Below are 19,691 nucleotides of genomic sequence, written 5' to 3'. Positions count from 1 at the left end.
GAGGCTCCGATCAGCGGATGAAAATGGACAGAGGACGCAGGGCGGCCTTTGCAACAGCGAGGGTCAAGCCCTCGCCCAGGTGAAGTTGGTTGGCCAGTACCTGGCCAGTCAGGCGAATCGGCACAGTCAGTGCGCCACCGGTCGTGTCTGCGTCCTGGTCAAGGATCGCGGTAGGGGCCTCAGAGCCATCATCGGCAGCGGCTTTGCACAGCCGATACTCGTTGGAAGCACTGACCTGCCCCAGCACTGCGCCGCGCTTCAGGACCTGCCCGGCAGCGATAACGCCGGTGTCCATGACGACAGGAAAATCACCCGCCGAGAGTTGGCTCGGCTGATAGGTTTGACGTTGCGGGTTGCTCATGTTGGTCTCCTTCAGCGGCGTGGGCCGCCGGCTACGATGGCGCCGACAGCGGCCTTGCGCTCGCCTTGCTTGCCGTCAGCGGATGGGGCGGCACCAGTCACGCCCTGAGCGTCACTCTTGATGGATGCCAGCGAGATGCCGCGGTCCTGAGCAGCCTTGAACAGCACCAGCGCCGTGGCCTCGACAGAGCTGCCATCGTCGATAGCAGCCTCGATCTCTTTCTCAAAGCCCTTGCTGGCCAGGGTATTGATGCCCTTGATGCGCTCGCGCTCCGCAGCCGAAGCCTCAGCACGAACCGCGTCGAGGTCCGGCTGATCGGCCTGGGCGATCTCGATAGTGCTGGGGTCAGTGCCCGCTGCCAGAGCGGTGCGCAGTTCTGCCGTGGTCTTGACGGTGGTCATGGTGTGTATCCTTGGTGAGTTGATGGCCGGCTTGGCCAGTTCGGTTATCAGGGACTCCAGCGAGCCCAAGCGGTGGGCCAGGCCGTGCTGGACTGCGGCAGCGCCGACGCGAAGCCCGCCGTGATCGCCCATCTCGGGCACCTTCTCAACGGCGACGCCGAGGTTGCGGGCAACCTTGCTTTCGAAGACTTCACTCATTGCGTCGATGGTTTCGCCAACCTTCGCCCGGCCTTCTTCGGTGCTCAGGTCCGGACGCTTGTTTGGCGCATTGCGGCTGACGATCTGGTACCTGGTGCGGCCTGTGGCCTTCTCGTTCTCAACGACCGCCTCGACCACGACGCCAATGCTGCCGGCCAGACTGGCCTCATCGATCACGATCTCGCTGGTCGCCGAGGCGATCCAGTACGCGGCACTCGCAGCCATTCCGCCTACGTAAGCCACGATCCGCTTGCGCGAGCGTCCGGCGTAGATCATCTCTGCCAGCTCGTTGATGCCCGCAGCAACACCACCGGGACTGTCGATGTTGAGTACGATGGAGCGGACCTTGGGATCATCCAACGCTCGCTGGATGTCAGTGGCCAGCACCTGCGTACTGGTGGCGCCGCTGATCTCGGTGAACAGGTTGGCGTAACGGAAAATCGGTCCGGTGACCGGCACAATCGCAACGCCATTGCGAAGGGTGACCTTACGGGTGTCCTCCAGCCGCTCGCCGCGCTTGGTCGCCAGCGCCAGCGGATCGCCCATGCGATCTGCGATGGTCAGCAGGTTGTCCAGGGCGTCGGGCATCATCAGCCATGGCTGCGCAGCAGCCAGCTCAAGAGCGCGAGGCATGTTTATTCCTCTTCGGGTTTGGGTTCAGGCGGGTTTTCCAGTCCACCTTTGGGCAGCGGCTGCAGGCTGTGTTGCCGGCGCTGCTCGACTTCGCGCACACGCTGGCGGAACACCTGTTGCCAGGGCTCGCCGGTCATGGCTGCGGTTTCGAGGGTTTCGTTGCTGACCCCGATCTCGATGCGCTTGCCGGCGGCGTTGGCCTCCTTCAGCTCATCGATCGCACCCCGAGCCGGACCTATCCAAATGGCCTGGATATAGGCCTTGCGCTTGACCGGATCGGCGTAACCGGGAAGGTTGATCAGGCCTCTTGCAACGGCTTCGTCAATCACCAGTTCCCGGCTGGGCTGGCAGAAATCGCACGCAAGCCACCAGCGGCGCAGACTGTAGAACCGCCAGGCTTGGAGCATGGCTGCGCGAGCTGCGCTGTAACTGCTGCTGTAGTGCAACAGCAGTTCTTCCAGCGGCAGCTCCAGTGCGGCACCGATCTCCTTCACCACTGCGGTAAAGAACGGATCGAACTGGGCGTTGGGTCGGCCAGGGTTGGCCACCACCGGTTCCTCACCGACCCCAAGGTCAACGACTGCGCCCTCTCCAAGACTGAGCACCCCGTCTGCAGTGTCGTCGCCACCAGGCTGCTCCTCTTTCAAGGCGGACATCGGCAGGTTGCCGGTCGGGAAGTCCGATCCCTTCTTGATGAACACGGTGAACATCGCCGAGATCACCGCAGCCATCAGCTCGGCACTGCTGTAGCGCTCCAGCTTCTGCAGAGGCTCCAGCACCGGCGCCAGGTAGGGGACACCACGCTTCTGCCCTGGACGTTCCTTGTCGGCCATGACATGCAGCACACGCCGACGCCCAGTCTCGGCACCAAAGACCGGTAACCGTTCCCAGTTCAGCGGCTTGCTGGCCAGATGCTCGCCGATGTAACCCGTGCAGACGTGGTAAGCGACCGGCGCCCCGAGGTCATCGAACTCCACGCCGTCCACCAGATTGGCACGATCAAGCCCATCGTTTGGGTTACTGACCCGGTCACCTTCGATCATCTGCAACCGGGTGCTGAAGATGCAGCCGGGGCGCTCCTGGTCAGGACTGGCGACGAAAATGTCGCCCGCAACCATTGATGACACCAACACAAGCGCCTGCAGTTGGTAGTGGTTGAGCGTGGCCTCAGCATCACACTCGCGGGGATCGTCGGCGTACAGAGACCACACCCGATCAAGCTGGCCATTCAAGGCGTCCGCTTCCTCGTCAGTGAGTCCCAGTGCGACCTGGTCGACTTGCGCTCGGCAGACCAGGCCAGTTCCCACCACGTTGGTCCGCAACCGAGTGATTGCGGCGCGGGCCACCAGGTGGTTGCGCATGGCATCCCGCGAGCGGGCCAGCAGCATCCGCCGCTCACTGCGATTGAAGTCACGCCGTGGGCTACCCAGGCCGGGGATCCAGCTGGCCATGCTGCGCAGTACACGCGAGGCCCCGCGCCAGCGAGTCTCCACGCCCCCGCCACCGCCTTGGGCAACGATCTGCTGATCGCCTGCCGAGGCACGGGCTACCCGGATCGCCTCCCGCATCAACTGCTCTGCAGCGGGCTCAGACTTTCGAAATGGCCACATGCTCAAAGCCCTAGGTAGGAGATGCGGTTACGGCCCTGACGCTGCAGCGCCGCTTGTTCCTGGGCAACCTGGTCTGCGTACTGTTTCTCTAGCAACCGGAGGCTGTTCAGCTCGGCCATCTGAACCTCGCGGTCGGCCCGGCGCAGCCGTTGGCCGTTCTTCAGGACGGCCGAGATCGCCGCCCGTACTTCCGCAAGGCGTTGTTGTGCTTCTGTCATGGTGAACCTCGGTTAGCCGACGCGGCTCCGTGTCCCACGCCCGCGAGAAACCGCACGACGAGGCACCGGCGCGATCGCCTGCTCAGTGGTGAATAGCGTGGGCTGCAACTGCTGCTGTTCCAGCTGATCCCACTCGTTGTCGCGTAACAGGTGGGTTTTGAGGCTCCGCGCTGCATGCAAGGCGTACACCTCACAGTCCCATGCTTCGTTTCGCCGACCGGCCTTTTTCTGCCACACCATCTTGCTGGGCATGCGCGGGTGTGGCGCCAGAACTTCGTTGGTGACCTGCTCGTAGTAGTCCGAGCGGATCTCGCTGTACCAGTGCATTCGACCAGGGCCGCTGCCGGTGAGACGCATACGGCCGTCAATCAGTGTCTTCGCCTTGTGAGTCCCGACGATGTACACCCGAAGGCCATACTTGGCCGCCTTCGTGTTGTCCTGGGTGGTGTCGCTCGACTGGGCCGGCTTGGTGAAGATCTCCCGATCGAGGCTGTCGATGGATGCTCCCTTGATCGCCATGATGTTGTATCGCTGGCGGTCTCGAACGTAGGTGTACACCGCATCGTTGGTGTTACCGTCCGAACTGTCGATGCTGACGGCCGACACTGCGATCTGCCCGCCCCCCTCTGTCGCGATGGGAGTGGAGATGATCTTGTCGAGCTCGGTCCAGACAGGGTCGTTAGGGTCGATTGGGTTGCCCGGCAACTCACCCCAGTAAAGGCGCCAGGACTCCTCCCCTCGCCCCCAGCCCACGATCATCAGCGCCAACCGGTCGCCTTGGACGTCCACGCCGACCGTGACAAGCAACACACCCTTGGGCGCGCTCAGCTCGGCATAAGGCTCGGCGCGCTTCTCCAGCTCGTCGGTCTTCGGAGCGTTGCTCTTGTATTCGTAGCTCTCACCCATCGAGCTGTTGGTGAAAGCGATCATCGGGCCGATGTTGCCGATCGAGGCGGCATGCATGGCCTGAAGCTTCTTCTCCATCAGGATCTCGAAGCGTGAGCCGTGGAAGGTTGCATAGAGCTCGTTCAGGATGTAACCCGCGATCCCCCGGAACTCGGCTGTTGCCTCCCAGCGACCATGCTTGAGGTTCGCGTTCTTCTGGTGGTCATCCCAGATCTCGCCGCAGTGAGGGCATGCGTAATACGCCGTCTCCGGGCGGCGCTTGCCGTACACCTCATGGAAATAGGCCGGGTCCTCGTCGCAGTGCAGATGCTCGAAGCTCAGCGCATGCGACAGGCCGCAACCGTGGCACGGCACCAGGCCAACGCGCTTGTCCGACAGTTCCAGCTCAGCATCGATTGCTGAAAGGCCTTTGATGGTTGGGGTGCCACCAATGATGATCTTGGAGCGCCGGAAGGTCTTGAGACGTTCCTTCGCCAGCTTGATGCTGTCCCCCTGCCCCCGCAGGTTCAGGTTGCAGTCATCAGGCTCCTCGATGCCGACCCTCGGTACCGGGGTGGACTTCACACTGGCCGGGCTGTTGGAGCCGACCATCTTCAGGAATCCACCAGGGAACCGCTTGAAGTCTTGGCGCTGCTGGAGCTTCCGGCTACGCAGGTCGACCTTCTTGCGCAGCCGAGGTGTGGCCTCGATCATCGGCTCCAGCTTCTCGGCCACATATTGCTTCGCGGCTTCCGCCTTCGGGAACAGAACCAGGATCGGTGAGGGGTCCAGGTCGATCCATTTGCCGATGGCGTTGCCGAGCACGCCGGAGGTCCATGCCACCTGGGCAGACTTGCGCCCGACGATTTCAATCACGTTCGGGTCGTCCAGCGCTTCCAGCGGCCCGCCCGGCCAGACCAGGTGAGGGGTGATATCGAAGCGGTACTTGCCAGGCTTGGCGGTTTCTTCCGGCGCAAGCCAGCGGAACTTGCTGGCCCACTCGATGATGCTCATGCGTGGCGGTGGCGCCCACTTGCGGCAGGCCCGGCGCATCCCCTCACTCGCTGTCTTCTTCAGCGCCCTCCTCGTCGCTCGACTGGTCAGGATCCCAATCGAGATCGTCATCCTCGGCATACGCGGACAACCTCCTCAGTATTGTGTCGATGGGATCGCGGATCAGCTGGTCATCGACCTCAATGCCGTAGCGCGCAGACAGGGCAGCTGCCAGCTCGTCCGGGTAGGTGTTGAGCAATTCGATCTTGGCTGCGGTGATCATCGCTTCGAAGCGCTGGACCATCTCGGCCTCGATCACGACCTCGCCCAGGTCTTTGGCCAGGGCCAGTTCCTCGCGGTCACCCCGGATCCTGTCCAACCGATCCCGGGTGGTTTCCTTCTTGCCGTTCAGCGCCGCCTGCCGCATCAGCCACTCGATCACCGCCTGGGTGTCGTACTGGTTTTCGTTGCCGCGCCCCACGCCGAACTCGATCACCGGCATCCCGTCGTTCTGCCAGCGGCTCAGCGTGCGCTCATCGCGGCCGACGATCTCAGAGAGTTCAAGTTTGCTGACGGTCTTACCCATCGCTAAGTCCTTGTAAAGACGGACATCCCTGTCACCTGCTCAGCTGCAGGGATTCCGCGAGTCTGCGCACCCGTGTAGGGGGCGGGGCCGGGTGAGGACCCAGATTTCACTAAGCACCGCCCCCACCCGCTGGGCCAACGGCGCGGGCTTCCGACCCTGTACCCTAGAAAATCTCCTAGGGTCCCCGCCGCTCGCGGCCCGGCCGGCACCTCGCGCCCCCACTGTTTGACGGTCTAGTCACGAAGGCGTTTATCGCACAAGCAAAGTGCTACCATCCCAAGGTCCTTCCCAGCAGAAGGCGTGCCGAGGAAGGACTCCCTCAAAAACGAAAAGGAATTGAGATGGCAAAGTACAAAATTGCTCATGTGCACCACAGCGGGCAGGACATGATTGTCTTCCCCCTGGAATCGTCGTTCGGAAGCAAGTCCGACAGTCAACAGCAGGACATCATGGACTCGCTCCAGCAAGCAGCTTGGAGCGCGGATCTTGCGGGGCATGTGGTGGCGATCTGGAAGTCAGGCAACAGGGTTTACTTCCGGGCCCCGCCCGCATGGCACTCGTTCTTCCGCTCCCCGAACATTTGGGGATGGGTGATGGCCAACATCAACAAAGAACTGACGATCTAACATCTCCTCAAGGGCGGCAGAATTCTGCTGTGCCACATCTCCGCCCGTCTCTTGGCAGATCAACTCTCCCCGAGCCTGCTCCAGTGCAGATTCCAAGTGAGCAATGATCTTTGCCAGCGTTCCATCCCGGCGGTGCGACAAGCTTGTCAACCCGCCGGTTTCTGTTTTGACCCAAAGGACATTTTTGGCCTCATCAAGAACTCGTACTTGCATGGTCTCCCTCCTCTGGTCACTGATTTGCATTACCGCCGGGCGGCACTTCGCAGACCCCGATCCGCTTTGCGGCCCAGCGTTCGTACAGGGCGATCACCACGTCGGCACCTGCCACCGCAGCAATGCAACCGAACGCCGCAGCTGCCCAGATGGTCATCCCCGCCGAGTAGAGCAGCATGATCGTCGCCATCCCGGTGATGATGCAGGCACCGGAGCGCAATGCGATGCGCCGCACCAGGGCCCAACCATGCACCCCCGCTTTGTCTGCTCGCCATGCCTCGCCGGACACCCCGCCGACCAGGGCCAGCAAGATCACCACCCAGATGGGCATTTCGATTAACGCTTGTTGTTCGCTGGTCATGCGGATTCCCCAATAAAAAACCCGGCGCGGTGGCCGGGTTTGCGGTGTGTCGCGGGTCGCTTTGTGCGCCCGCACGTCTCGAAGATGGGTACTTTTTACAGGTGCAGTTTCCTGGCAGCAAGCGGGATTTAATGCCACCTGCGAATAAGTGGGCTACGTCTGGGTAATGTCTGTCGAATGTCGGGTGAATACACCTACCCGGATTGCCTCCCCGTTCGCGCTGTCCCAAAGGCCTCAAAGGGATAGGCGATGGTGGGACCATCGCAGGGCCTCAAACACGGGGCCTGTCCTGCTGTCCCACCTTTCTACTTATTTTCCCGTGTATAGAGAAAGAATTAAAACACGCTGCGCGCAATGCGCGCGTAACGCTACGCCCGCGCCCTACGTGTGCGCCTATGTGTGAAAGGTGGGACGGTGGGACAGGCCACATAATGCGCGGGTTTGAGGTGCTCAGCCCGTGCAGGACGAGGCTGGACAATGGCGGGGCGGTAGGCCACAGAAAGGCGCATCATGCCGCCCTCTTCCCCATCAGCATGGACTCGATTGCCTCGTGGGCCTGGTGCAAGCGCTCATAGTAGGTCTTCCTGCTGCACCGGCAGTGCGCGATCTTCTGACTCAGAAGGCTCTCCTGGTTACAGTAGTGCTCCCTGACAATGACATAGAGCTCCGGCGCCAGGTGCTTATTCACAATGATCTCAATGTCAGCGGACTCGTCCAACAACACCCGACTACCCCGGGTCCCCCGGATCAACTCGCCCTGGCACTCTATCAACAGGGCCAGCATGCTACCACCACCCACACCACTTCTGACATCTGGCGTGTGCAACTCCTGAGCCCACAGTTTGAGCATCTCATCAATACGCTTGATCAAAAGCATTCCTCCTTGGCCATGATCGATTGCTCAAGAGGACTGGGCGCCCCCCACCCTGTGGGCTTTTGGTACGCCCAGGGCCGCACCCCGCTTTTAGGCAAAGCCGGCATCCTGCGGCGTCGCCAACCAAGTCGGTGCATGATGGCCCCCACACGCATCTGCTCGGGCTTGCTCCAGTGGCCGATGTCCAGGTTCAACGCATCCTTGAGCAAGTCACTGCCGGTGACCGTTTCACCAACCTGCGACTCTTCCAACCATTTCAGGATCGGGCCTTCCCATTCGTCCACCACGAACCGCTCCTCCTGCTCTTTGGTGAACAGCTCCTCCTCCTCGCGGGTCGTCCACCAGATATCGCCGGCCAGATAGCAGAACATCGCCTCGGCCCACAGCTGGTCGCGAACCCGGCGGAGTGTTTCGAGGTCGACCTTGGTGCATGCCACCGGCCAGTACCGTCGGTTACCGGTGGCGTCCTTTAGGTACTCGTCCTGGTTGGTCGTACCGACGAAAACACACTGGCGTGGCACATCGCTGGTTCTTCGCCCGTAACTCTCGCGGTAGGTGTCGGTGGAGGCCGAAAAGAACTGTTTGGCCTTGGTGCTTTCCGCCTTGTTGAAGCTGTCCAGCTCACCGAGCTCCACTATCCACTTCCCCCGAATGGCCTGGAACGCATCCTTGTCACCCAGGGTGAAAGGAGTGTCCATGAACCACTCACCGCCCAGCACACTCATGGCGGTCGATTTACCAGCGCCCTGGGCGCCTTCGAGGATCATCACCGTGTCGGCCTTGCAGCCGGGCCGCATGACGCGAGCGACGGCGGAGATCATCCAGCGCTTACCAACTTTGGCGCTGTAGTCGTTCAGGGGCACGCCCAGCACCTTATGCAGCCATACCTCTAACCGTGGTACCTGATCCCACTCCAGCTTTGCCAGGTACTCGCGCACAGGATGAAAGGCGTTGTCATGGGCCACCACACTGACCGCTTCGACGACGTGGGTAGCCTTCACACGCAGGTTGTACTGCTGGGCCAGCCACTTCATCACCCGCGTGTCATCGATGTCGCTCCACTCTCCGGGGTCGCCGCCATATGGCGCCGCACGCAGCTTCATGATCTTGGAGCTGAAGGAGCTGTAACCGATGACTCCTGCCCAGCGCTCGTCGTTGCTGAGGATCAGCTCGACGTTCTGCATGTGGGCAATCAGGGCACCGCTCTCAGTCCTGGCCAGCATGTCTTTCCAGCCGCCGGTGGCCGGGGGCTTGATCACCGCCATCACCTGACGGCGTACGGCCTCCAGGCCCTCGGCGCAGTGCAAGTCGTTGAAGTCGGTCCACTTCACGTCGCGTTCAACGGAAAAGACTGGGGCGACCACCTGGCCGCCCACTACTACTGCTGCGTTGTTGGCCTTCTCCTCGCCAGGGTTCCACGGCTCGCCACCAGGCCGTGTGGTCTTCCAGTCGTCGTCACGACAAATTATGATCGGCCGGCCAGGGAAGCGCTCTCGCATATGCTTGGCAACCGCCAGCAGGTTGCCGGCGTCGAAAGCGATTGCCACAGCTTCAGAAGTCGCCATGTGCAGGCTTGCGCCAGTCGCGTAGCCTTCACACACCAACACGGGCTCGCCGGGCTCAGGATGCCCACCGATCATGTGGAATGCTCCCTCCTTTGCCATTCCGTGGGGCCAGTAGGACTTGTCGCGGCCGGTGGTTTCCTGCACGGCCGGGAAGATGACCTGCAGGCCCACGATGGTGTCTTGAGCATTCTGCATGGGGATCAACACAGCCCCGGTCTTCGGGGCATAACGCACCCCGAGGCCCACCACCTGCTTGCGGTCGAGGTAGGCGCTACGCCCCTTCACCGGCATGCGCTTGAACAATCCACCTGCGCGATTGGCTGCACGGCGCGCGGCATTCGCCGCGATCTCAGCTGCGCGGCGCTTGGCATCTGCCTGCCGTGCGCGCATGACCTCGCGGTCCTCAGGGGTCAGCCCCTTGCCATCGGTCTTTATCTTTTGCGTTTCACCATGCCGCCAGTCACCAAAGCTGCCGAAAATAAGCGTGCCGCCCTTCTCGGTCATATGCTCATGAAGGACATACCAGCCGTTCTTTTCCTTGCCCTTGTCCTGCTGAGTGCGACACCGCACAAGTTTGCCGAACAGCAGCGGCTGCTCCGGCTCCAGGCCATAGTCATGCAGTTGATCAAGCACCTTATCCAGCATGGCGAAGTCCCTTTTTGTCTACGTCGCATTGGCAATCGATGCAACGCTCGCAGCCCTTGGCTGCCAGCCTCCGCGCCTCGGGAATCGGATCGCCACAGTCCAGGCACTCGGTCAACGAGTCACGCACTGCCGCCAGCTTCCTACGCGCGGCAAGGGACAGCTCAAGGAACAAGTCAACGCGGTCGTTGGCAACATCAGCAACATCAGCCACGGCGAGCCCCCCGAGTAGTCTGGTTGACGTATTCAGCGCGGCGATACATGCCGAGCAATCCCTGAATACCTCTGAACACCTGGTGCTGGATCTCAGCTAGCTCCTGATCGTCAACCTTTCCATCGCCGATGCTGCGCGCCCAGGTCTCGGCCAAACCGGCGACCTGCCGGAAGAAATCGGCCAGGCCCATCGTTAGCGTTTCGGGGATGTCATGTGTGTATGCGTCAGACAGCTCTTGCCAGATGGTGTCACCGACAAGGGCATGAACTGCGTCAAGGATCCGGGGATCCTTGGTCAACTCGAGGATCTCGCCGAACTCCTGCACGTTCACGATGTGGCTTGGATGGGTGGGGGACAGCTTGTGCTGCAGGGTGGTGGGGTTGCGGCCGGTAGTGGCTGCGATGGCGGCCGCGCCGCCTGGGTATTCACGTACAGCGTGGTACAGCGCGAGATCGAGCGGCAGGACTTCGCGCTTGGCGCGGTCAGTAGAGCTCATTGCGGTTCGGCTCATGGCATTGTCCTTGTCGGTAGCCAGTGCCAGCAGCGTGCAGTGGTGGTGCGTGCGCCGCATAGCGTTGAGAGAGTAAATAGCCGGCCAGCGGGGCTGATACGGCCTCTGGCCGGGGCGTCGATCCATCGACTACCCCTGGCGAAACAACGCCTCCCGTGGTGGTGGAGGCGGCACCTCGGCTCCCTGCCTAGGTGTTGCGGTCAAGGTAAATGGACCTATGTGGTGTGCCCACTTACCTGTCGCGCTCCCGGCAGCATGTGGTGCTGCTGCCGAGTTCGGGAAGCGATCAATCGCCTCCCCTTCAGGCACATGGCATTACGCCATAAAGGCTGCCAGTGCCTGCGACGAGCCGTGGTGCTACACTCGCCGCGTGGCTTGAGAGAGTTACTGCCGAAACAGTCCATTGGACTAGCCCGGCACCGCCGCCCTATCTGTGGTGGAGAAGGCGGCAACCCTAGGCACTTGTGCCTAGACCCCGGGTTTAAGGTGAGTGGTTACGTGGTGTGCCCGCCCATCTTGAACCCGGCCCGGTAACACTGTGGTGGTGCTACTGGGGGAAACGAGGCGACCTTCGGGTCGCCTTTTTTCTTTGCGTGCGGACTATGCCGCTCGCGGCTCGTCCAGTTCGGGTGGGAACACATCATCTAGAGCACATTCCGCTCCCAGCCCATTCAGAGCAGCAGTGATAGCGCGGCACTCACTCAGCCCTGGCATACGAAGCCCAGATTCATAGTTACTCAATCGGGCCTGGGTCCATCCCAATCGAGCAACCAGGTCTATTTGCTTGATACCAGTGCTTTTTCTTATCTCAGCGATACGATTCATGATGAAGACTCCGGTTGACTCGCCGCCGAAGATATCACGATTCGTGGACCAATCAACACAGTTAGTGCAAAAAAAACATTTCATTACGTGTTAAAAATCAGGAATGAAAACACTCGCACAACGCATCAAGCATTTCCGCAAGAGCAAAGGCCTGAGTCAGCAGTCACTAGCGAACGCCTGCGGCTGGGAGTCTCAATCCCGTGTAGGAAACTATGAGCGAGGCATCCGAGAACCCAACCTCGCAGACATTGAAAAGATGGCGCGGGCTTTGAATATCAGCCTGGGAGAGCTGCTGCCGGGCTCAGCCGCCACTGAAGTCCCGCCCAGCGTCAACACTACATTAGCAAGACGGGCCTTGGAGGGCGCGGTGCCAGTGGTAGGTTATGCACAACTAGGGACTAACGGATACTTTGAAGCTCTTGACTTTCCCTCAGGGCATGGAGACGGCTATCTAAACATCCATAGTGATGACCCGGACGCCTATGGTTTAAAAGTGACAGGCGACAGCATGCATCCGAGGATCAAGAACGGGGAGTACGTGCTTGTAGAGCCAAGCAAGCGCTACTTCAGCGGAGATGAGGTATTGGTCAGAACCGCAAACGGCAGGACGATGATCAAAGAGTTCATCTATTTTCGCGACGGCACCTACCGCTTCGATAGCGTCAACACCGACCACGCGCCAATTCACGTCAACGAGAATGAAGTTGAGCATATCCACCTTGTTGGAGGCATCCTCAAGTCATCACGTTTCATGCACACCCCAAAAAAATAAAACGAACCGTGTTGACAGCATAAAGCACGATGCGTGATATTTGCTTCACTCTTCAACCACAGAGTGAGGCAACATCATGCACACCACAGCATCACTGCACGTCCACCCGGCCGCTGCGTCCACCGATCTGATCTTCGAGATCCGCCGCCTGGCCAAGCAATACGGCTGCGCATTTGGCACTACCAAACGCTCAACCTCGCCCATCAGCAAAGGGTCGGCACAAACCGCCGACCCTTTTCCCCGCCCATCGAATCCGAGTGACGGAGGGCATGCGGCGTGAACCACCCAATCCATCGCACCTTTGAAAACCACAACGTCCGCCTGCTGATGATCGACGGCGCCCCGTGGTTCGTAGCGAACGACGTATCCGCAGCACTGCTTTACAGCGAAGCGTCGGCAATGACCCGCCACTTGGACGATGACGAAAAGGGTCTGTCAATTGTGCAGACCCCCCCTAAAAACCAGCATGGCAACTTCGGAACAACCGAACAGGAAATGCTGATCATCAACGAGTCCGGCCTGTTCTCCGCGATCCTTCGCAGCCGCAAGCCGGAAGCCAAGCGCTTCAAAAAGTGGGTGACTAGCGAAGTGCTGCCCAGCCTGCGCAAACACGGCTCGTACTCCATCATCGACACCACCGAAGCGCAGCAGCCAGCGCCCATGGCCGAGCACATCGAGGCCGACCGCATCGTCAGCGCAGGTCGTGTGTTCAATACCATGTTCCGCACCGGCCGAGTCATCGGCATGAACCGCCGCATGGCCGCGTCCCGAGCCAACCAGGCCACCCAGCGCTCCACTGGGGTCGACCTGGTGGCCGAGCTGGGGGCCAGCGACTGGATCGACAGCGCCGACACCCCTACTCCGAATCGTCGCCAGTATCAGCTTCAGCAACAGCTCCGCTCCCACCTGGCCGAAAACGACTGGCCCCCGATGGTAACCGGGCCAAGCCTGATCGAAGCGCTCGGCCTGACCGAAGACCGCGCCAATCAGATGGCGATTGGGCAATGCCTGCCACTGCTCGGCTATCGCCGCGTCCGCTTGCCTGCCAGCACCACCAATGGCATTCGCCCTTGGGGGTACGCCCTGCAACAACCCGTCGTCATTGAGGAGCTGTCCGCATGAACTTCGCACTGAGCCGCAGCGCCTTCACATGCCTGAAAGCACAGACCAACCTGACTGGGCAGTTCACTCAAATCCTCCACAACGATGCGACCGGAGCTCGCATCAAGGCCACGCTACAGACCGAGGTCTATCTCGACCAGGTGACGGTAGTCATCCGCATGGAATCCACGGTCAACACCTTGACGCTGCCGGCGAACAGCCTTTCCAGCGCAAGAAAGATCGCGGCCCACCTTGAGGCGATCGCCAACGGCCAACTCGACACTGCCGAGACGCCTTCGAATAAACAATCACTTGCCGAAGCAGCATAGGAGGTGACCATGGAACGCGACCTGGCAAAAACCGCCAAGCTGTTCGGCATCACCCGCAACGAGCTGATCCGCTTGATGCGTGAGCAGGATCTGCTGGACGAGAAGAATCTTCCTCGCTACCCCACTCGCGACCGCGACTACCTGCGGAAGAAGGAAGGCAGTTGGTTCCACCCGGTAGCAGGCATGCAGTACAGCGAGTCCACCCGCGTTAAGCAGGCCGGGATCCCTTGGCTCGCCGAGCGCCTGCAGTTGCAGCTTCCGACACCACCGGAAGACAAGCGTCATGCGGCCTAGGGAATACGCAGCCCAGATCCTGCAGCTTAGGACCCGCGAGGAGCGCAATGCCGCCCTTCGCGAGGTTCCCGAGCACCTGCAGGGCCTGGTGCGCAAACACTGCGAGATCACCTGGAACCATCCGTCACGCCACAAGCTCAGGGAGAGCCAGACGCCTGATGAGCACCAACAACCAAATCGCGCTGCGCCTGCCGCACGCACCTGACTCGAACACCGTAGAACTGCTGTACCGAACCTTCGGCGACGTACTGATCCCTGCGGAGAAAATCCGAGTGCAGTATTTCCGAAACCTCAACGAACAGACCTTCGCCGATCACCTGCAGACCGGGCGAATCAATCTGCCCGTAACAACATTCGGAGTAAGCCGAAAAGACCCGAAGTACATCCACATTCGCCACGTTGCAGCCCTTATCGATGTCAGGGCTCACCAGGCAGACGAGGAGCATGCGCGCCTCATCCTGGACCAGCAAGACCAGCAGTAACCCACGCATAGGCCGCCACCACCGGCCGCACACCACAAGGAGCAATACCATGACCACCCAACAAGTGATCGCCCTCACCGTTATCAGTGCATTCATGCTCGGCCTGTTCGCTTACGCGTACTGGACCGGTCGCCAGGCGGGCAACGCAAAGGGGCGCGCTGCCAGCGATCGCATACACAAAGCGACTATCGAGGACCTCAAGGCATCTCTCGAGACCTCCCACATCAACAACCAGCGGTTGGCCGCCCAAGCCAGAGCCCTCAAGCTCAATAGCGCCTTGAAAGATCACCATCGCAATACCCTCCTGCAGATCGCGGAAAACCTGCGCATCGCAGCCGAGACCTGGAGCGCTTTCAAGACTGGCAAAAAGCTCGAGCGCGACGCGCGACGCCTACGTGACGAAGCCATCGCGATCGCCGACCTCTTGAAACCCGCAGAACAGGAGGCCGCAGCATGAATCAGGCCCACCACACCACCGGCTTGCTTTTCGTTTCCGCGCCCTGTGCAGGACGCGCGCGCGACACCCGACCGGGACCAACCCCAACCCTGACCTCGGAGGAAAGCGGGCACGCGGAAGTACAGGTAAACGACACAGCTGCCCCCGCTTTGCTCCGCGAAGCAGCATGCGTCGACACTCAAAAAACAAAGAGCCTCTGCTGCGCAGCTGCAGGCATTATTTCCTCACTTGGCGCCCCCGCCGAGTCGCAGGTACCCCACGACAGGCTGCGCCAGGCAGCGCCCCCTGATACAACGCTGATCGCTTCAGATCGCCCGCACGCGCAGCCTGTCAAGGGGTATACGCACAATCCCGACCACGCACCAACGCCAGAAGCCCAGGCCGTATGCGATCGCATCGCCGACGCCATCTACTCGAAATTGGAGGGGAGTGCTGCAGGTGTGCTCACCACCGTCGAGGGGATGGCCTTGGCCATCCACCATGCCCTGCAACTGGCTGGCACTCTGGATCCCATCGCGGCCGACTTGGCACTGGACGCTGCCAAACAGCAGTTTTCCGCCGCGATACAGCGCGCGTATCCAACAGGGAGCAGACTGCGCGCCGTTCTCGGTGGCCACCTGGTCACCATTGAGGTAACCGGTTACGGCGCATGGTGGAGCCAGCCCGGCTACCTGTTCGGCACAAATCCGGCAACAGGGAAAGTCCGCAAGCTCTACCACCGCGACGTAGTGGAGGTGCTGTCATGAACGCCACCATTCCACGCAAGCATGTCTTGAAGCACTTCCACATGTGCTGCGGCCTGGGCGGCGGCGCCAAGGGTTTCAACCGCGCTAAGCCCATCGTCGGCAACCTTCAGGCCGAGTGGCAGTGCCTCGGCGGCGTCGACGTAGACCCGGCCGGCCTGGCGGACTTCGAGCGCCTGAGCGGCGTGAAGGGCACGCTGCTGGACCTGTTCACTCGCGACCAGTACACCCGTTTCCACGGGACAGAACCGCCGCTAGGCTGGCGGGAGGCGACCCCAGCAGAAATTCGCCGTGCGGCTCGCGACCAGCGGCCGGACGCAGTGTTCATCAGCAGCCCGTGTAAAGGCGCGAGCGGGCTGCTGTCCGAAGCCACCAGCAAGACCCCCAAGTACCAGGCCCTGAACGAGCTCACCCTTCGCTGCATCTGGCTTATGGGCGAGGCCTGGGCTGACGATCCAGTCCCACTGATCGTGTTCGAGAACGTCCCCCGCCTCGCAACACGAGGCCGCCATCTGCTTGACCAGATCAACGCATTACTGGGCCACTTCGGGTACGCGGTGGCGGAAACCACGCACGACTGCGGTGTCATCGGTGGTTTGGCACAGAGCCGCAAGCGCTTCCTTCTGGTTGCGCGCCATGTCGAGAAAGTTCCTCCGTTCCTGTACGAGCCGGAAAAAAAGACGCTCAAGTCTGTCGGATCGATCCTCGGCCGAATGCCAGTGGCCGGCGACATCGAAGCTGCCGGCCCTATGCACCGGGTACCAGCGCTGCAATGGAAAACCTGGGTTCGTCTTGCATTAGTCGAAGCCGGGAAGGACTGGCGCAGTCTGAACGATCTGGCGATTGAGGACGGGTATCTCCGGGATCTGATCATCGTTCCTGAGTACCGGCGCGGATCTCTCGGAGTGACTGACTGGAACGAGAACTGCGGGGTCATCGCCGGGGCGAATAGGCCCATGAACGGTAAGTTCTCGGTCGCTGATCCCCGGGCCAGAGCGGGAGCGTTGCAGTACCAGCAATACGGCGTTCGTCGCTGGGCAGACACTACCGGAGCAGTCATCGGGGTAAAGAGCCCAGGGCAAGGGACCTTCAGCGTGGCCGATCCACGCCCGAACGGCATTCGGCACAACAACGTGTTCCGGGTCTGCCGGATGGATGGTCCGGCCGGGGTGGTAACTGGCGGCCAGTCACCAAGCGCTGGCGGCCAGTGCATCGCGGATCCTCGGCCGAACTGGAAGCGCCACAGCAACAACCTGGCGGTGATGGACTGGCATAGGTACAGCTCGACCGTCATTGCCGGCGGTAAGGGCGTCCAGGGTGGACAGCTATCGATCGCAGATCCGCGACCAGGAATGCGCCGTACGAAAGGCGATGCTTACCTGACAGGCGGCCACTATGGTGTGGTTGAGTGGTCTGGGTCAGCAGGTGCTGTTTCCGCCAGCGCCATGCACGACAACGGACGCTGGAGCGTGGCCGATCCTCGCCTACCCGAGGCGAATGATCGGCTCACATGCGTGATTGAGTCACTCGATGGCACCTGGCACCGTCCGTTCACCACGCTGGAGCTCGCCGCCCTGCAGAGCCTGGTCGAGCCCGAGGATTTCCTGGAGCTGGACGGCCTTTCTGACCAGGCGTGGCGGGAGCGAATCGGCAACGCAGTGCCGCCAGCGGCGGCAGAAGCGATCGCCCACGTGATGGGTACCACTCTCCTACTTGTCGCCCAAGGCGAAACCTTCGTACTCAGCAGCTTGCCGATCTGGGTACGGCCAGTAGCTGTCGGCCTGAGCGTGGCTCAGCGGGAGGTTGCATGAATCACCACCAAATTGACCCAACGGTAGAGCTGACAGCCGATACCTACCAGTCAGACTTTGTGCCTGAAAAAAAGATGGCCGAGCTGGTGGGCACCACCAACCGCGCCCTGCAGGGGAAAAGGGCCAAGGGACTTATCCCCAAAGGCGTCTGGAACACTATTGATAACCGCGTGTACTACAGCATCAGGAGATACGAGGCATGGCTCGAAAGCCTATGGGTTTGCCCACCGGAGTTGAATTTGTCGGCGAGTCCATCCGCATTCGCTTCACCTGGAAAGGGCAACGCCGTTGCGAAACCCTCCCCTATCCCCAAACGCCAAAGGGGCTTAAAGCGGCAGCCGATCTACGCGCTAACGTAACTAGCCAGATCAAACACGGCATACTGGACGAACAACGATATGCCGAGCTGTTCCCGAACTCCTCCTATACGACTCACTCGGCTACTCCCCTCTTTGGGGAGTATGCCCAAGAGTGGCTGAACAGCCGGGAAGTGGTGGCCGGCACCCGGAAGAACTACCGCATCTCGCTGAACCTATATTGGATGCCAACGCTTGCCACACTGCCGATCGACAGCATTACCTCAATGATGCTGCGTAAAGTTGTGGGTAATACCGACTGGACGTCACCTGGTGCGAAGCGCTCAGCCATTCAACGATTGAAGACACTGTTCACTACTGCCGTGAAAGACGGACTGATAAACCGCAATCCAGTGGACGCCATCGAACTGCCACCCCGAGCGAAGAAGGTTATTGACCCGTTCACCGTGGCAGAGGCTGATGCTGTCATCGCCTACCTGTATAAAACACTCACCAGCTCGATGCGGATCTATGCTGCCTATTTCGAGTTTGCCTTCTATACCGGTATGCGTCCGAGCGAGATGGCTGCTCTACGCTGGGACGCAGTAGACCAGGACAAACGCTTGGTCGAGGTCTGCCGCATCGTTGCGGATTATCAGATCGAAGAACGCACCAAGACTAAGGGCGCCCGGCAAGTGATGCTCAACAGCCGGGCTTTGCACGCTCTTGAGGAAGCGGAGAAAGTAGCTCGCCAACGCAACCGTCAGAGCCGCAGAAAGCACCCTCAGTCGGCCTTTGTGTTTCCTCCCACCAAAAATTTCGAGTTCATCCAGCAGGCCAGCGTGACCGATAAGCACTTCCAGGCCGCGCTGGCTGAGCTGAACATTCGCGCCCGTCGGCAATACAACTGCCGACACACATACGCTACTATGTGCCTCATGGCGGGTATGAACCCCGCGTTTATTGCCAATCAGCTGGGTCACAGCGTGCAAATGCTACTGTCGACGTATGCCCGGTGGCTCAATTCCAGCACCGACTGGAGCGAGCTCGGGAAGCTTGAAAGCAAGTTGGTTGGTACAAAATCGGTACAGACTGAAACAGTACCCCCTCTGAAACCCTTATGGAATCAGCCCCTGTGACACTGGAACAGAACTACACCGCAATCCTCGGCCAGCTCGGCGAGGATGTCTCCCGCGAAGGCCTGCTCGACACGCCGAAACGGGCCGCGAAGGCCATGCAGTACCTTTGCCGCGGTTATACCCAAACCCTGGAAGAAGTGACCAACGGCGCTCTGTTCAGCTCTGACAACAGCGAAATGGTCCTGGTCAAGGACATCGAGCTGTACTCGCTGTGCGAACACCACCTGCTGCCTTTCATCGGCAAGGCGCACGTCGCCTACATCCCGAGCGGCAAGGTGCTGGGCCTGTCCAAGGTGGCCAGGATCGTCGACATGTATGCCCGTCGCCTGCAGATCCAGGAAAACCTGAGCCGCGAAATCGCCGAGGCGGTGCAGACGGTTACCGGCGCCCTGGGCGTCGCCGTCGTCATCGAAGCCAAGCACATGTGCATGATGATGCGCGGCGTCGAGAAGCAGAACTCGTCGATGATCACTTCGGTGATGCTCGGCGAATTCCGCGATAACGCCGCGACCCGCAGCGAGTTTCTCAGCCTGATCAAGTGATCGGGAGCG

General features: G+C 60.8%; 23 protein-coding genes. 11 read left to right on the top strand and 12 right to left on the bottom strand.

Features of this window, described 5'->3' with window-relative positions:
• Nucleotides 1–10 precede the first annotated feature (10 nt).
• From DM374_RS07425 to DM374_RS07400, 6 genes are read right to left on the bottom strand one after another with little or no spacing between them, the layout of a single operon-like run.
• Complete coding sequence (locus tag DM374_RS07425) at nt 11–361, bottom strand: head decoration protein (protein WP_110969283.1); 351 nt, start codon at nt 359–361, stop codon at nt 11–13.
• Nucleotides 362–372: 11 nt separating this feature from the next.
• Nucleotides 373–1,593: a S49 family peptidase gene (locus DM374_RS07420; protein ID WP_110969282.1), complete on the bottom strand. Its 1,221-nt coding sequence runs from the start codon at nt 1,591–1,593 to the stop codon at nt 373–375.
• A 2-nt stretch (nt 1,594–1,595) separates the two neighbouring features.
• Nucleotides 1,596–3,203, bottom strand: a complete 1,608-nt coding sequence (locus DM374_RS07415) for a phage portal protein (protein WP_110969281.1) — start codon at nt 3,201–3,203, stop codon at nt 1,596–1,598.
• A 2-nt stretch (nt 3,204–3,205) separates the two neighbouring features.
• Nucleotides 3,206–3,421 carry a hypothetical protein gene (locus DM374_RS07410; protein ID WP_110969280.1) on the bottom strand — a complete coding sequence of 72 codons (216 nt, stop codon included), beginning with the start codon at nt 3,419–3,421 and terminating at the stop codon, nt 3,206–3,208.
• Nucleotides 3,422–3,433: 12 nt separating this feature from the next.
• Nucleotides 3,434–5,320: a phage terminase large subunit family protein gene (locus DM374_RS07405; protein WP_177431526.1), complete on the bottom strand. Its 1,887-nt coding sequence runs from the start codon at nt 5,318–5,320 to the stop codon at nt 3,434–3,436.
• 43 nt (nt 5,321–5,363) lie between these two features.
• Nucleotides 5,364–5,885, bottom strand: coding sequence for a terminase small subunit (locus tag DM374_RS07400; protein WP_110969278.1), 522 nt, complete (start codon nt 5,883–5,885; stop codon nt 5,364–5,366).
• A gap of 341 nt (nt 5,886–6,226) precedes the next feature.
• Here DM374_RS07400 and DM374_RS07395 point away from each other — a divergent pair, with 341 nt between their 5' ends.
• The gene (locus DM374_RS07395; RefSeq protein ID WP_110969277.1) at nt 6,227–6,511 is read left to right on the top strand and encodes a hypothetical protein; all 285 of its coding nucleotides are present in this window, start codon (nt 6,227–6,229) and stop codon (nt 6,509–6,511) included.
• 229 nt (nt 6,512–6,740) lie between these two features.
• Here the strand turns inward: DM374_RS07395 and DM374_RS07390 are convergent, their stop codons facing one another.
• The 6 genes from DM374_RS07390 to DM374_RS07365 all read right to left on the bottom strand — a co-directional run bounded on the left by DM374_RS07390 (nt 6,741) and on the right by DM374_RS07365 (nt 11,716).
• Nucleotides 6,741–7,085 (bottom strand): phage holin family protein, encoded by a 345-nt coding sequence (locus tag DM374_RS07390; protein WP_110969276.1) that lies wholly within the window; start codon nt 7,083–7,085, stop codon nt 6,741–6,743.
• 508 nt (nt 7,086–7,593) lie between these two features.
• Nucleotides 7,594–7,956, bottom strand: coding sequence for a PA0613 family protein (locus DM374_RS07385; RefSeq protein ID WP_110969372.1), 363 nt, complete (start codon nt 7,954–7,956; stop codon nt 7,594–7,596).
• Nucleotides 7,953–10,169: a VapE domain-containing protein gene (locus tag DM374_RS07380; RefSeq protein ID WP_110969275.1), complete on the bottom strand. Its 2,217-nt coding sequence runs from the start codon at nt 10,167–10,169 to the stop codon at nt 7,953–7,955. The genes DM374_RS07385 and DM374_RS07380 overlap by 4 nt, the downstream gene beginning before the upstream one ends.
• The gene (locus DM374_RS34270; RefSeq protein WP_404821320.1) at nt 10,159–10,296 is read right to left on the bottom strand and encodes a TraR/DksA C4-type zinc finger protein; all 138 of its coding nucleotides are present in this window, start codon (nt 10,294–10,296) and stop codon (nt 10,159–10,161) included. The genes DM374_RS07380 and DM374_RS34270 overlap by 11 nt, the downstream gene beginning before the upstream one ends.
• Nucleotides 10,297–10,372: 76 nt before the next feature.
• Nucleotides 10,373–10,891, bottom strand: a complete 519-nt coding sequence (locus DM374_RS07370) for a phage regulatory CII family protein (RefSeq protein WP_110969273.1) — start codon at nt 10,889–10,891, stop codon at nt 10,373–10,375.
• 600 nt (nt 10,892–11,491) lie between these two features.
• Nucleotides 11,492–11,716: a helix-turn-helix domain-containing protein gene (locus DM374_RS07365; protein WP_110969272.1), complete on the bottom strand. Its 225-nt coding sequence runs from the start codon at nt 11,714–11,716 to the stop codon at nt 11,492–11,494.
• Nucleotides 11,717–11,819: 103 nt separating this feature from the next.
• Between DM374_RS07365 and DM374_RS07360 the strand changes: the two genes are divergently transcribed.
• The 10 genes from DM374_RS07360 to folE all read left to right on the top strand — a co-directional run bounded on the left by DM374_RS07360 (nt 11,820) and on the right by folE (nt 19,682).
• A complete protein-coding gene (locus DM374_RS07360; RefSeq protein WP_110969271.1) occupies nt 11,820–12,488 on the top strand; it encodes an XRE family transcriptional regulator in 669 nt (222 codons plus the stop codon).
• A 327-nt stretch (nt 12,489–12,815) separates the two neighbouring features.
• Nucleotides 12,816–13,610: a BRO-N domain-containing protein gene (locus tag DM374_RS33665; protein WP_110969371.1), complete on the top strand. Its 795-nt coding sequence runs from the start codon at nt 12,816–12,818 to the stop codon at nt 13,608–13,610.
• Nucleotides 13,607–13,918: a hypothetical protein gene (locus DM374_RS07345; protein ID WP_110969269.1), complete on the top strand. Its 312-nt coding sequence runs from the start codon at nt 13,607–13,609 to the stop codon at nt 13,916–13,918. The genes DM374_RS33665 and DM374_RS07345 overlap by 4 nt, the downstream gene beginning before the upstream one ends.
• A gap of 9 nt (nt 13,919–13,927) precedes the next feature.
• A complete protein-coding gene (locus tag DM374_RS07340; RefSeq protein ID WP_110969268.1) occupies nt 13,928–14,212 on the top strand; it encodes a phage antirepressor KilAC domain-containing protein in 285 nt (94 codons plus the stop codon).
• A 158-nt stretch (nt 14,213–14,370) separates the two neighbouring features.
• On the top strand, nt 14,371–14,694 hold the full coding sequence (locus DM374_RS07330; RefSeq protein WP_110969266.1) for a pyocin activator PrtN family protein: 324 nt from the start codon (nt 14,371–14,373) through the stop codon (nt 14,692–14,694).
• Between the two features lie 49 nt (nt 14,695–14,743).
• Nucleotides 14,744–15,151 carry a hypothetical protein gene (locus DM374_RS07325; RefSeq protein WP_110969265.1) on the top strand — a complete coding sequence of 136 codons (408 nt, stop codon included), beginning with the start codon at nt 14,744–14,746 and terminating at the stop codon, nt 15,149–15,151.
• Nucleotides 15,148–15,897: a hypothetical protein gene (locus DM374_RS33440; RefSeq protein ID WP_177431525.1), complete on the top strand. Its 750-nt coding sequence runs from the start codon at nt 15,148–15,150 to the stop codon at nt 15,895–15,897. Before DM374_RS07325 ends, DM374_RS33440 begins: the two co-directional genes overlap by 4 nt.
• Nucleotides 15,894–17,705, top strand: a complete 1,812-nt coding sequence (locus tag DM374_RS07315) for a DNA cytosine methyltransferase (protein ID WP_110969264.1) — start codon at nt 15,894–15,896, stop codon at nt 17,703–17,705. Before DM374_RS33440 ends, DM374_RS07315 begins: the two co-directional genes overlap by 4 nt.
• A gap of 199 nt (nt 17,706–17,904) precedes the next feature.
• On the top strand, nt 17,905–19,140 hold the full coding sequence (locus tag DM374_RS07310; RefSeq protein ID WP_110969263.1) for a tyrosine-type recombinase/integrase: 1,236 nt from the start codon (nt 17,905–17,907) through the stop codon (nt 19,138–19,140).
• Nucleotides 19,137–19,682 (top strand): GTP cyclohydrolase I FolE, encoded by a 546-nt coding sequence (gene folE / locus DM374_RS07305; RefSeq protein ID WP_110969262.1) that lies wholly within the window; start codon nt 19,137–19,139, stop codon nt 19,680–19,682. Before DM374_RS07310 ends, folE begins: the two co-directional genes overlap by 4 nt.
• The last annotated feature ends 9 nt before the right edge of the window (nt 19,683–19,691 follow it).

It is taken from the genome of Pseudomonas huaxiensis (genome assembly GCF_003231275.1).
In the GTDB taxonomy this organism is placed as follows: domain Bacteria; phylum Pseudomonadota; class Gammaproteobacteria; order Pseudomonadales; family Pseudomonadaceae; genus Aquipseudomonas; species Aquipseudomonas huaxiensis.
This window is presented reverse-complemented; position numbering and strand designations above follow the sequence as displayed.